The sequence below is a fragment of the Streptomyces speibonae genome, assembly GCF_984686075.1.
In genome coordinates, this window is record NZ_OZ480260.1 from 846204 (window position 1) to 858027 (window position 11824).

The window sequence follows — 11824 nt, forward strand, 5'->3', positions numbered from 1 at the left end:
CGCGTCCACGCCGGTCATGTACATGGTGGAGGCGCCCGTGCGGGGCCTCCGGGCGGCATGTCGGCAGAGGCTATCGGATACCCGGAAGCCCGCGTTCACCGCCCGTTCGGCCGCTGGATCGCGGTGGTTCGCCCGCGCCGGTGCCGCGATCATCATCGGGGATACGGGGCCCGCCCCACAAACCGCACCCCCACGACCGCCCCCGCCCCTCCGCTCCGGGAAGAACACCGGCCCATGATCACCGCCCTCACGCCTCCCCCCGGCCGCGTCCCACGCGCGGTCCTGCCCCGGCCCTCCGGCATCCGTGCCCCTCGACGGCCCGCCGCCCCGGCCACCTCCCGCACCACCGGCCCATAGGGCCCGCCACACCGGGACGGGAACCGTCAGGTGTGCCGGCGCCCGCGCCGCCCGGCCGCCTCCTGCGCCCACCGGCCCACACGGCCCGCCGCACCGGGATGGGAGTCGGCCAGGCCCCAGCACCCGTGCCGCCCGACGGCGCGCCACACCCGACCGCCTCCCGCGCCCACCAGTCCACACCGCCCGCACCACCGGGACAGGAGCCGACCAGGCCCCGGCGCCCGTACCGCCCGGTGGTCCGCTCGTGCAGACCCCGGTGGCCCGCGGGACGGCCGGCCGCCGTCGTCCTGCCCGGCCGGGCACCCGCCCGTGCCCCGAACGCCGGTGCGGGGCGGCATAGGGTGGGCGACCATGACGTGGCTGATCACCGGCGGAGCCGGGTACATCGGGGCACATGTGGTGCGCACCATGACAGGTGCCGGGGAGAGCGTCGTCGCCCTGGACGACCTCTCGGCCGGCGTGCCGGGGCGGCTTCCCGCCGGCGTACCGCTGGTCAGGGGCTCGGCGCTGGACGGCGAGCTGCTGAAGCGGACGCTCGCCGAGCACGAGGTGACGGGGGTGCTGCATCTCGCGGCGCGCAAGCAGGTCGCCGAGTCCGTGGCGCAGCCGACCCGGTACTACCGGGAGAACGTGGGCGGACTGGCGACGCTCCTGGACGCCGCCGCGGAGGCCGGTGTGCGGCGCTTCGTCTTCTCCTCCTCCGCCGCCGTGTACGGCGACCCGCGGGTGGACCTCATCACGGAGGACACCCCCTGCGCCCCGGTGAACCCCTACGGCGAGACCAAGCTCGCCGGGGAGTGGCTGGTCCGGGCGGCCGGCGAGGCGCACGGCATGGACACGGTGTGCCTGCGCTACTTCAACGTCGCGGGGGCGGCGGCGCCGGAGCTGGCCGACACCGGTGTCTTCAACATCGTGCCGATGGTGTTCGACCGGCTCACCCGTGGCGAGGCCCCGCGCATCTTCGGGGACGACTACCCGACACCGGACGGTACGTGTGTGCGGGACTACATCCATGTGGCCGATCTGGCGGAGGCACACCTGGCGGCGGTCCGCGCGCTGTCGGAGGGGGACCTGGCCGGGGACCTGACGGTCAACGTCGGCCGCGGCGAGGGCGTCTCCGTGCGCGAGCTGATCACGACCGTCGGCGAGGTCACCGGCGACAGGCGGGCCCCGGTCGTGGAGCCCCGCCGCCCCGGCGACGCGCCCCGCGCGGTGGCCTCCTCGGCCCTCGCGCGCGAGCGGCTCGGCTGGACCGCCCGCCGTTCGGTGCGCGAGATGGTCGGCTCGGCCTGGCAGGGCTGGCAACGGCACCAGGCCGCCGCGGCCGGCCGATGACGGGCATGGACAGGCGCTGACCTGCGGATCGTTTCCGCAGGTCAGGGCACATGACAACGGTGTTCAGTGCCGCTTTGCCCCATACCCCCCACCCGTAGTTCACTGTGCCTGGAGACGGCCATGGAAGGACGACGGAAGGACGGCGGCACCCATGGGGGCTGGACACGATCACGGGCATGCGCACGGTGCGCCTGCCGGCGGTACGGCGAGTGCGGCGTACCGCGGCAGGCTGCGCACCGCGCTGGCGATCACGCTCGGGGTCATGGTGGTCCAGATCACCGGCGGGCTGCTGGCCGACTCGCTGGCGCTGGTGGCGGACGCGGCCCACATGGCGACGGACGCCCTGGGCCTGGGCATGGCGCTGCTGGCGATCCACTTCGCGGGCCGCCCGCCGAGCGAGTACCGCACCTTCGGGCTCGCCCGCGCGGAGATCCTCGCCGCGCTGGCCAACTGTCTGCTGCTGCTCGGCGTCGGCGGCTATGTGCTGTACGAGGCGGTCGAGCGGTTCATCACCCCGGCCGGCACCGACGGCGGTCTGACCCTGCTCTTCGGCGCGATCGGCCTGGTCGCCAACCTCGTGTCGCTGACCCTGCTGATGCGCGGGCAGAAGGAGAGCCTGAACGTGCGCGGCGCCTTCCTGGAGGTGGCCGCCGACGCGCTCGGCTCGGTCGCGGTGATGCTGTCCGCGCTGGTGATCCTGACCACCGGCTGGACGGCGGCCGACCCGGCCGCCTCGCTGCTGATCGCGCTGATGATCGTGCCCCGGACCGTGAAGCTGCTGCGCGAGACGCTGGACGTGCTGCTGGAGGCGGCGCCCAAGGGCGTGGACATGGCGCGGGTACGGGAGCACATCCTCGCCACGGACGGCGTGGAGGACGTCCACGATCTGCACGCATGGACGATCACCTCGGGGATGCCGGTGCTGTCCGCGCACGTGGTCGTCAGCTCCGAGGTCCTGAACGCCATCGGGCACGAGAAGATGCTGCACGAGTTGCAGAGCTGCCTGGGCGACCACTTCGACGTGGAGCACTGCACCTTCCAGCTGGAGCCCGGCGGGCACGCCGAGCACGAGGCGCGTCTCTGCCACTGACCCCGGCCGGCGAGCGCCCCGGTGCATCTGTGCGCCACGGAAGACATCCTTCCGCCCCGTGACGGCGTCCCGTCCCGCACAGCACCCGTGGTGGCCGCATGTCCGCCGGCCCCCACGGGCACGCTCGGTTCCGTGTCCGCGGCTCCCTCCGGCCGGTACGACCGCCCCCGCGCCCGGCACGGACATGCGGGCGGGGAGCGGAGTGCCGGGAGTACCGGATTCGTGCGGCAGACTGGGCGCGAAGACCGAGTGAAGGATGGGTATGCCGATCACACCTGCCACCGCGACGAACAGCCCGTCGAGCGGCGCCGAGCCGATTTTGCTGGAACTGGTCGACGAGGAAGGCGTGACGATCGGCACCGCGGAGAAGCTCGCCGCGCATCAGCCACCGGGGCAGTTGCACCGGGCGTTCTCGGTGTTCCTGTTCGACGAGCGCGGCCGGCTGCTGGTCCAGCAACGGGCGCTGGGCAAGTACCACTCCCCCGGTGTGTGGTCCAACACCTGCTGCGGCCACCCGTACCCCGGTGAGGCGCCGTTCGCGGCGGCGGCCCGGCGGACCTTCGAGGAGCTGGGGGTGTCGCCCTCCCTCCTCGCCGAGGCCGGGACCGTCCGTTACAACCACCCGGACCCGGCCTCGGGCCTGGTAGAGCAGGAGTACAACCATCTCTTCGTCGGCCTGGTGCAGTCGCCGCTCCGGCCGGACCCGGAGGAGGTGGCGTCCACGGTGTTCGTGACGCCGGACGAGCTGGCGGAGCGGCACGCGAAGGACACCTTCTCCGCGTGGTTCATGACCGTGCTGGACGCGGCCCGCCCGGCGGTCCGGGAACTGACGGGACCGTCGGCGGGCTGGTGATCCGGGGCCGCGGTGCGCCCCCTCGTGACCGGGGGGCGCCCGTCTAGGGCTGCGCGGGCTTGAGCGGCAGGGCGGCCCAGATCACCTTGCCGCCGGTCGCGGTGTGCTCGACCTCGCACGCCCCGCCGGCCTCACGGGTGATCTCCCGCACCAGGAGCAGTCCGCGGCCGCCGGTGCGGGCGTGGTCGGTCTCCAGGGCGGTGGGGCGGTAGGGGTGGTTGTCCTCCACGGACACCCGGATCCACTCGGCGCCGACGGCGACCTCGACGCCGAGCATCGGGGACAGCAGCGCCGCGTGCCGCACCGCGTTGGTGACCAGCTCGGAGACGATCAGCAGCAGCCCCTGGACCACCTCGTCCGCGACCGGCACCCCCTGGCGCAGCAGCAGGTCCCGCACGGCGTGGCGGGCCTGGGGCACGGAGGCGTCCACGGCCGGGGCGGTGAACCGCCAGACACCCTCGTACGGCAGTGGATCGCCACTCTCACGCTCGATTGTCACCACACGTCGAGTGTTGGTACCGATCGGCTCCGCACTTCCGCACTGAACAGAAGTCAGCACATATCGAGCGTTTGCGACCGCCTGCGTATGACACCGTCAAACGACGGACCGTTCCCGTACGCCTTGTGCCGTGTCGGCGCACTATTCGGGTTGTACGGGTTTGGCGCCCGGCTCCCCATCCGAGCGCCCCGCCTCCTCACCGGCCAGCCGGTCGGAGACCATGCCGACGATCCGGCGTCCGCCGTACCCGGTGGCGATCAGGCCCAGCCCGTCGAAGAGCAGGGAGAGGGAGAAGAAGGTCCCGATGACGTACTGGCTGCTGCTCGGCCAGGTGCCCAGCACCAGGATGCCCAGCAGCAGTCCGAAGGCGCCCTGGACCAGGGTCCAGCCGAACTGCGGGCCGCGCACCACCAGGCTGCCGGCCAGCCGGAACACCCCGCCGGTGAGGAAGAGCAGCGCGGCGAACATGGTCAGCGCCTCGGCCGCCGCCTCCGGCGTCTTGATCACCACCACCCCGGCCGCGATGTTCAGCGCCGCGACGACCACGCCGAGCCAGAAGAAGTTGGTGTGCCGCGCCTGGACGGCGTGCAGCAGCCCGACCACTCCGCCGACCAGCAGCAGCCAGCCGAACAGCAGCATCGTGGTCAGGGTGGCGACTCCCGTGTACACCAGACCCACCAGCCCGGCGACGACCAGGATCACCCCGAGCACGGCGAGCCAGCCGAAGCCCCGGCTCAGTTCGGCGGCCCCGCCGCGGGGCTTCGCGGTCCCGGTGGACTTGCCCATGAGTGCCTCCCGGGTCTCGTTCCCCTTCCCCAGTCCCCCGCACCGGCCGGACGTAACGCCCCGCGCACTCCTGCCCGCGGGCGCGCCGGCCAGGGCGGATAGCATCCGGCCCATGGAGCCGCAGCTGCTGCACGCCGTCACCGACTCGGTCGCCACGGTCGTCATCCGCCACCCGGAGAAGCGCAACGCCATGACGTCCGCGATGTGGGCGTCGCTGCCGCCCCTGCTGGACACGCTGGCGGCCGACCCGGACGTCCGGGTGCTGGTGCTCACCGGGGACGGCTCCACGTTCTGCGCCGGTGCGGACATCTCAGCGCTGCGCGAGTCGGCCGCCGAGGCGCAGCGGCTGGCGGTGACGGCGGAGGAGGCGCTCGCCGCGTTCCCCAAGCCGACCCTGGCGGTGGTCCGCGGGCACTGCGTGGGCGGCGGTGCCCAGCTGGCGGCGGCCTGCGACCTGCGGTTCGCCGAGGAAGGCGCGCGGTTCGGGGTGACACCGGCGAAGCTCGGCATCGTCTACCCGGCCTCCGCCACCCGCCGGCTGGTGTCGCTGGTGGGCCCGGCGACCGCCAAGTACCTGCTGTTCTCGGGCGAGTTGATCGGGACCCGGCGGGCGCTGCGCACCGGCTTCGTGGACGAGGTGCTCCCCGGGGACGAACTGGACGCGCGGGTCGCGGAGTTCACCCGGATCCTGGTGTCCCGCTCGCAGCTGACACAGGGAGCGGCGAAGGAGTTCGCCGACGGCCGGATGGACCGGGACGCCTACTGGAGCGAGCGGGCCCGGGAGAGCGGCGACACCGCCGAGGGCGTCGCCGCGTTCCTGGAGCGGCGCCCGCCCCGCTTCACCTGGAGCGTGCCTACGTCCGCGCGAAGCGGCTCCGCGACCTGAACTTCTCGACGAGGTGCGCGGGCGCCTTCTCGGGCGATCCGGCGTCGTAGGGCGGCTGCGGGTCGTACTCGGTGAGCAGCTGTATGGACTGGGCGTGCTCGTCGCCGGCGATCCGGCCGAGCAGGGTGAACCCCATGTCGATGCCGGAGGAGACGCCGGCCGCGGTGACGTACTTGCCGTCGGTCTCCACGCGCTGCCCGGTCGGCTCGGCGCCGAACCGCTTCAGGTGGTCCAGGGCCAGCCAGTGGGAGGTGGCCCGGCGCCCCCGGAGGAGTCCGGCCGCGGCCAGCAGCAGGGATCCGGTGCATACGGACGTCGTCCAGGTGCTGGCGGCGTCGGCGGCGCGCAGCCAGTCCAGCAGGGCCCGGTTCTCCATCTGCCGGGTCTGGCCGGGGCCGCCGGGGACGACGACGATGTCCGGGGCCGGGACGTCGGCCAGGGCCTGGTCGGCGGTGAGCGCGAGCGCGCCGGTGTCGGTGCGCACGGGCCCGGTCCGTTCGGCGACGAACACGGTCTGTGCGTCCGGGAGCCGGCCGAGGGTCTCGTAAGGGCCCACGGCGTCGAGGGCGGTGAAGCGGTCGAAGAGGACGATGGCGATCTGCATCGGCGGCCTTTCAGGCGCGGGCGGGTGAGGGAGCGGGCCGGAAGCGGCGGCGGTACTCCGCCGGTGACGACCCGAGGGTGCGGACGAAGGCGCGGCGCATCGCCTCGGGCGTGCCGTAGCCGCTGGCGCGGGAGATCTCCTCGACACCGTCGCCGGTGTCCTCCAGCAGCCGCCGGGCGTGTTCCAGCCGTACCCGGTCGACGTAGCGGCGCGGCGTCACACCGGTCTCGGCGTGGAAGGCGCGGGCGAAGTGACGCGGCGAGAGAGCGGCGCGTGCGGCGAGCGCCTCGACGCTCAGATCCGCGCCGGGGTGCTCGGTGATCCACCGCTGGACTTCACGCAACGGCTCACGCTGTGCGGTCTGGGCGGCGAGCTGGGCGCTGAACTGGGCCTGGTTCCCCGGCCGGCGCAGGAACACCACCAGGTGCCGGGCGACGGTGAGGGCGGTCTCGCGGCCGAGGTCCTCCTCGACCAGGGCGAGGGCCAGGTCGATGCCCGAGGTGACACCGGCGGACGTGGCGACGTGTCCGTCCCGGATGTAGATGGGGTCGGGGTCGACCTCGACGGCCGGGTGGTCCCGCGCGAGCCGGCCGCTGTGGGCCCAGTGGGTGGTGGCGCGGCGGCCGTCCAGCAGTCCCGCCCCGGCGAGCAGGTGGGCCCCGGTGCAGACGGAGACCAGCCGCTCGGCGCGCGGTCCGTGCCGGCGCAGCCAGTCGGTCAGCCGCGGGTCGGGCCGGCGGCTGCCCCGCCCGCCGGGCACGAGCAGGGTGTGCGGGTCCGGTGCCCCGTCCAGCGCCCCGTCCGGTACGACGGTCAGTCCGCTGCTCGTCCGCACGGGAGCGCCGTCGAGGGAGGCGGTGCACAGCCGGTAGGTGCCCGGGGTGTGCTGCTCGGCGCCCGCGAACACCTCCACGGGTCCGGTGACATCGAGGCTCTGCACCCCGTCGAAGAGGACCACGAGAACGGTTCGCTGCGCCATGCGCATGATTCTTGACGTCGCCCTCGATGACCGCAATGACGGGTTCCCCACCTTTCCCGCCATGCATGTTGAAGCGTGGACGAGGTACCCGTGGTACGTCCGGCCGGGAAGGCCGGGAGACGAAAGGGGAGACACCGTGTTCCGAGCCATCGCAGATGTACTGCGCCAGATCGGCGGCGCGATCGCCACCGTGGTGACGCTGCCGTTCCGGGCACTCGCCCGGCTGTTCGGCGGGGCCTCGTCCGCCACCCGTGGCCGTCGCGCCTGACCCCGCCCGGGCCGTCCGGGGGCGCGTCGCCGCCCTGATCCCCTGTTGTCGGCGTCACCTGCCACAATTGCCGCGCAACCTCAGTGGAGAAGGCGGTACGGGAACGTGACGACACCCCTCGCAGGGTCCATCGAAGGCAGGATCGCCGAAGAGCTCGGCGTACGGGAGCGGCAGGTCAGGGCTGCCGTCGAACTGCTCGACGGCGGTTCGACGGTGCCCTTCATCGCCCGCTACCGCAAGGAAGCGACCGAGATGCTCGACGACGCGCAGCTGCGCACGCTCGAGGAGCGGCTGCGCTACCTGCGGGAGCTGGAGGACCGCCGGACGGCGATCCTGGAGTCGGTCCGCGAACAGGGCAAGCTCACCGAGGAACTGGAGGCCCGGATCCGGGGCGCGGAGACCAAGGCGCGCCTGGAGGACATCTATCTGCCGTTCAAGCCGAAGCGGCGCACCAAGGCGCAGATCGCGCGCGAGGCCGGGCTCGAGCCGCTGGCGGAGGGGCTGCTCGGGGATCCGGGTGTCGAGCCCCTCTCCGCGGCCGCCGCGTTCGTGGACGCCGGCAAGGGGGTCGCCGATCCCCAGGCCGCGCTGGACGGCGCGCGGGCGATCCTGACGGAGCGGTTCTCGGAGGACGCCGACCTGATCGGCGAGCTGCGCGAGCGGATGTGGACGCGCGGCCGGCTGGCCGCGAAGGTGCGCGAGGGCAAGGAGGAGGCGGGCGCGAAGTTCGCCGACTACTTCGACTTCGCCGAGCCGTTCACCGAGCTGCCCTCGCACCGTGTGCTGGCGCTGCTGCGCGGCGAGAAGGAGGAGGTCCTCGACCTCGTCCTGGAGCCGGAGGAGCCGGTGGACGGCCCGTCGTCGTACGAGGGGATCGTCGCGCACCGCTTCGGGGTCGCCGACCGGGGGCGTCCGGCGGACAAGTGGCTGCTCGACACGGTCCGCTGGGCCTGGCGCACCCGCATCCTGGTGCACCTGGGGATCGACCTCAGGCTGCGGCTGCGTACCGCGGCCGAGGACGAGGCGGTGCGGGTCTTCGCGGCGAACCTGCGCGACCTGCTGCTCGCCGCCCCCGCCGGTACGCGCGCGACGCTCGGTCTCGACCCGGGCTTCCGTACGGGTGTGAAGGTGGCCGTGGTGGACGCGACCGGCAAGGTCGTGGCCACGGACGTGATCCATCCGCATGTTCCGGCCAACCGGTGGGACGAGTCGATCGCCAAGCTGGCGCGGCTGGCGAAGGAGCACGCGGTCGAACTGATCGCGATCGGCAACGGCACGGCGTCCCGCGAGACCGACAAGCTCGCCGGTGAGCTCATCGCCAGGCACCCCGAGCTGAAGCTGACGAAGGTGATGGTGTCCGAGGCGGGCGCCTCGGTGTACTCGGCCTCCGCCTTCGCCTCGCAGGAACTGCCGGACATGGACGTGTCGCTGCGCGGCGCGGTGTCCATCGCGCGGCGGCTCCAGGACCCGCTTGCCGAGCTGGTGAAGATCGACCCGAAGTCGATCGGCGTCGGCCAGTACCAGCACGACCTGTCCGAGGTGAAGCTGTCGCGTTCGCTCGACGCGGTGGTCGAGGACTGTGTGAACGGCGTGGGCGTGGACGTCAACACGGCGTCGGCGCCGCTGCTCGCCCGGGTCTCCGGCATCACCTCCGGCCTCGCCGAGAACATCGTGGCGCACCGGGACTCCAACGGGCCGTTCCGGTCGCGCGGCGAGCTGAAGAAGGTGGCGCGGCTCGGCCCGAAGGCGTACGAGCAGTGTGCGGGCTTCCTGCGGATCCGCGGCGGGGAGGACCCGCTGGACGCGTCCAGCGTGCACCCCGAGGCGTACCCGGTGGTGCGGCGGATGGTGAAGACCACCGGCCAGGAGGTGGCCTCGCTCGTCGGCAACACGGCGGTGCTGCGCTCGCTGCGCCCGCAGGACTTCGTGGACGACACCTTCGGGCTGCCGACGGTGTCGGACATCCTCAAGGAGCTGGAGAAGCCGGGGCGTGACCCGCGTCCGGCGTTCAGGACCGCCGCCTTCAAGGAGGGCGTGGAGAAGATCTCCGACCTGTCCTCCGGGATGGTGCTGGAGGGTGTCGTCACGAACGTCGCCGCGTTCGGCGCGTTCGTGGACGTCGGTGTGCACCAGGACGGTCTGGTGCATGTGTCGGCGATGTCGAAGACGTTCGTCAAGGACCCGCGGGACGTGGTGAAGCCGGGTGACATCGTCAAGGTGAAGGTCCTGGATGTGGACATCCCGCGCAAGCGGATCTCGCTGACGCTGCGGCTGGACGACGAGGCCGCGCCGCAGGACCGGGGGTCCGGCGGTGAGCGCCGGCAGCGCGGCGGCCGTCCGCCGCAGCAGCGCCAGGGCCGCGGTGGCGGCGGCTCGCGGCAGGCGCCCGCGCCGGCGAACAGCGCGATGGCCGACGCCCTGCGCCGGGCCGGCCTGGTCGACCCCAAGGGCGGCAGGCGCTGAGCGGTCCCGCTTCCGGGCCCGGGTCCCGCGCGGTGGCGCGCGGATCCGGGCCCGGGCCGTAGGGTGGCGGCATGCCGGGATCACGCGTCATCACCTGGGACGTCACCGCGAGCGAGGGGTACGAGACGGCCTGGGCGGACATCGGTACAGGGTTGCTGCGGGCCCGCGGCCGGGCCGTCGGAACCGTCCCGGAGCCGTACTGGATCACCTACGGCCTCGAGACCGCGGACGACTACGTGACGAGGCGGCTGACGGTGACGGCCGAGGACGCCTCCGGCACCCGCACGCTCGATCTGCTGCACGACGGGCACGGCGGCTGGACGGCGAACGGTGAGCGCCTGCCCGGGCTCGCCGGCGCGCTCGACTGCGACCTGGGGCTGTGCCCGCTGACCAACACGATGCCGGTGCTCCGGCACGGGCTGCACCGGCGGGCCGGCGAGCGGGAGTTCCTGATGGCGTGGGTGTCCGTGCCCGACCTCGGCGTGCGGCCCTCGCGGCAGACGTACACGCATCTGGGTCCCGGGCGCGTCCGCTACGCGTCGGGGGACTTCAGCAGCGACCTGGAGTTCGACGACGACGGCTGTGTGGTCGACTATCCGCGCCTGGCCCGCCGCCTGACCGCCCGTTAGCGCTCGGGCGCCCGAGCGCTCAGTGCCGTACGGCCGTCACCAGGACCGTGCCGCCGGTGCGGGCCACGACGCAGGCGTCGCCCCGTGCCGACTTGGTGTCCAGGGGGACGCGGTGGCGGCCGGGTTCCAGCACGCCGTCGAAGAGGTCCCGGGTGTGGGCGCGGGCGAGGCGGTCGACCCGGTACGCGGTGAGCCGGACCCGGCAGGACGAGGTGACCTCGACCTCCACGGCTCCGTCGGCGGCGGTGAGTTCTGTCAGGCGGCGCCGCTGCGGCGGGCTGTTGTCGAGGGCCTGTTCGGTCTGGGCGACCAGCAGCGGGACGATCGGGGCGAGGCCGTCGACGCAGGGCACGTCGGCCCCGGCGGTGGTGAAGGCGCGGCGGACGGCGTCGCGGTCCGCGGCGCCGACGGACCGGCCGAAGACGACGGCGCCGTAGGCGCGCAGTTCGTCGGCGGGGACACCGTCGGCGTCCTGGGCGATGTCGGCGCCGATGCCGATCGTGCGCAGGGCGGCGGCGAGCCGGGCGAGCAGGGCGACCCGGGCGCCGATCAGCAGAACCCGGCGGCGGGAGCCGGGGGCGCCGCCGTCGAGCAGGGCGGCGAGCGCGGCGCGGTACTCGGTGCCGCGGAAGCGGAACGGGCCTATGCCGTGGTAGCCGTTGAACTCCAGGTCGGCGTGGTCGTCGGTCTGCCAGGCGAAGTCCCGCCAGACGACGTCCTCGCCGTCGCGTTCGATGACCGCGGTGACCGCGCCGCAGGCGAGATCCTCGCACTCGGGGCAGCCGTAGACGATGTACCGGCCGGCGGGCAGCGGCGCCTCGGTCTCCAGGAGCAGGCTGCGGACCTGGGCGGTGAAGATCGAGGGCGGGACGTCGGAGGCGAGCGGGGAGACGGCGTCCAGGTCGGAGAGGCGGAACAGCAGCGGGCATCCGTCGACGACGAAGTCGACGAAGTCCCGGTGGGCCTGGTGGTCACCGTTGGCGAGGAGTCCACCGGCCCTGGTCGCCGGTGCCAGGCCGAAGGTCGCGTACGCGGCAGACATGCCGTGAGTATTCCCTCCGGGGGACGGACCCGA

12 protein-coding genes are annotated in these 11824 nt (G+C 73.4%); 7 read left to right on the plus strand and 5 right to left on the minus strand.

Annotated elements, in window-relative coordinates; genetic code table 11:
* Positions 1 to 708 precede the first annotated feature (708 nt).
* From galE to idi, 3 genes are all read left to right on the plus strand, one after another.
* Positions 709 to 1692: a UDP-glucose 4-epimerase GalE gene (galE, locus tag AC5L3C_RS03495; RefSeq protein WP_493646822.1), complete on the plus strand. Its 984-nt coding sequence runs from the start codon at positions 709 to 711 to the stop codon at positions 1690 to 1692.
* Positions 1693 to 1843: 151 nt separating this feature from the next.
* Positions 1844 to 2782 (plus strand): cation diffusion facilitator family transporter, encoded by a 939-nt coding sequence (locus tag AC5L3C_RS03500; RefSeq protein ID WP_125502445.1) that lies wholly within the window; start codon positions 1844 to 1846, stop codon positions 2780 to 2782.
* Between the two features lie 262 nt (positions 2783 to 3044).
* Positions 3045 to 3635: an isopentenyl-diphosphate Delta-isomerase gene (gene idi / locus AC5L3C_RS03505; RefSeq protein ID WP_125502447.1), complete on the plus strand. Its 591-nt coding sequence runs from the start codon at positions 3045 to 3047 to the stop codon at positions 3633 to 3635.
* A 43-nt stretch (positions 3636 to 3678) separates the two neighbouring features.
* On the opposite strand, the gene AC5L3C_RS03510 is transcribed toward idi, so the two are convergent.
* A complete protein-coding gene (locus AC5L3C_RS03510; protein WP_125502449.1) occupies positions 3679 to 4137 on the minus strand; it encodes an ATP-binding protein in 459 nt (152 codons plus the stop codon).
* A gap of 138 nt (positions 4138 to 4275) precedes the next feature.
* The gene (locus AC5L3C_RS03515) at positions 4276 to 4920 is read right to left on the minus strand and encodes an HdeD family acid-resistance protein (protein ID WP_493646824.1); all 645 of its coding nucleotides are present in this window, start codon (positions 4918 to 4920) and stop codon (positions 4276 to 4278) included.
* 112 nt (positions 4921 to 5032) lie between these two features.
* On the opposite strand from AC5L3C_RS03515, the gene AC5L3C_RS03520 reads away from it, so the two are divergent.
* Positions 5033 to 5806: an enoyl-CoA hydratase/isomerase family protein gene (locus tag AC5L3C_RS03520; RefSeq protein WP_493646826.1), complete on the plus strand. Its 774-nt coding sequence runs from the start codon at positions 5033 to 5035 to the stop codon at positions 5804 to 5806.
* Here AC5L3C_RS03520 and AC5L3C_RS03525 read toward each other — a convergent pair.
* Together AC5L3C_RS03525 and AC5L3C_RS03530 are read right to left on the minus strand one after the other, a co-directional pair.
* The gene (locus AC5L3C_RS03525) at positions 5775 to 6410 is read right to left on the minus strand and encodes a DJ-1/PfpI family protein (RefSeq protein ID WP_493646828.1); all 636 of its coding nucleotides are present in this window, start codon (positions 6408 to 6410) and stop codon (positions 5775 to 5777) included. The genes AC5L3C_RS03520 and AC5L3C_RS03525 overlap by 32 nt on opposite strands.
* 10 nt (positions 6411 to 6420) lie before the next feature.
* Positions 6421 to 7389 (minus strand): GlxA family transcriptional regulator, encoded by a 969-nt coding sequence (locus tag AC5L3C_RS03530; protein WP_493646830.1) that lies wholly within the window; start codon positions 7387 to 7389, stop codon positions 6421 to 6423.
* 136 nt (positions 7390 to 7525) lie between these two features.
* On the opposite strand from AC5L3C_RS03530, the gene AC5L3C_RS03535 reads away from it, so the two are divergent.
* The 3 genes from AC5L3C_RS03535 to AC5L3C_RS03545 all read left to right on the plus strand — a co-directional run bounded on the left by AC5L3C_RS03535 (position 7526) and on the right by AC5L3C_RS03545 (position 10749).
* A complete protein-coding gene (locus tag AC5L3C_RS03535) occupies positions 7526 to 7657 on the plus strand; it encodes an LPFR motif small protein (RefSeq protein WP_260605009.1) in 132 nt (43 codons plus the stop codon).
* Between the two features lie 105 nt (positions 7658 to 7762).
* Complete coding sequence (locus tag AC5L3C_RS03540) at positions 7763 to 10120, plus strand: Tex family protein (protein ID WP_493646832.1); 2358 nt, start codon at positions 7763 to 7765, stop codon at positions 10118 to 10120.
* A 71-nt stretch (positions 10121 to 10191) separates the two neighbouring features.
* Positions 10192 to 10749, plus strand: coding sequence for a putative glycolipid-binding domain-containing protein (locus AC5L3C_RS03545; protein ID WP_493646834.1), 558 nt, complete (start codon positions 10192 to 10194; stop codon positions 10747 to 10749).
* A gap of 19 nt (positions 10750 to 10768) precedes the next feature.
* Here the strand turns inward: AC5L3C_RS03545 and AC5L3C_RS03550 are convergent, their stop codons facing one another.
* Positions 10769 to 11791 (minus strand): oxidoreductase, encoded by a 1023-nt coding sequence (locus AC5L3C_RS03550; RefSeq protein ID WP_493646836.1) that lies wholly within the window; start codon positions 11789 to 11791, stop codon positions 10769 to 10771.
* Between the last annotated feature and the right edge of the window lie 33 nt (positions 11792 to 11824).

Coding starts and splice junctions, on each gene's coding strand:
- galE (WP_493646822.1), top strand. CDS start 709: ATGACGTGGCTGATCACCGGCGGAGCCGGGTACATCGGGGCACATGTG.
- AC5L3C_RS03500 (WP_125502445.1), top strand. CDS start 1,844: ATGGGGGCTGGACACGATCACGGGCATGCGCACGGTGCGCCTGCCGGC.
- idi (WP_125502447.1), top strand. CDS start 3,045: ATGCCGATCACACCTGCCACCGCGACGAACAGCCCGTCGAGCGGCGCC.
- AC5L3C_RS03515 (WP_493646824.1), bottom strand. CDS start 4,920: ATGGGCAAGTCCACCGGGACCGCGAAGCCCCGCGGCGGGGCCGCCGAA.
- AC5L3C_RS03520 (WP_493646826.1), top strand. CDS start 5,033: ATGGAGCCGCAGCTGCTGCACGCCGTCACCGACTCGGTCGCCACGGTC.
- AC5L3C_RS03525 (WP_493646828.1), bottom strand. CDS start 6,410: ATGCAGATCGCCATCGTCCTCTTCGACCGCTTCACCGCCCTCGACGCC.
- AC5L3C_RS03530 (WP_493646830.1), bottom strand. CDS start 7,389: ATGGCGCAGCGAACCGTTCTCGTGGTCCTCTTCGACGGGGTGCAGAGC.
- AC5L3C_RS03545 (WP_493646834.1), top strand. CDS start 10,192: ATGCCGGGATCACGCGTCATCACCTGGGACGTCACCGCGAGCGAGGGG.
- AC5L3C_RS03550 (WP_493646836.1), bottom strand. CDS start 11,791: ATGTCTGCCGCGTACGCGACCTTCGGCCTGGCACCGGCGACCAGGGCC.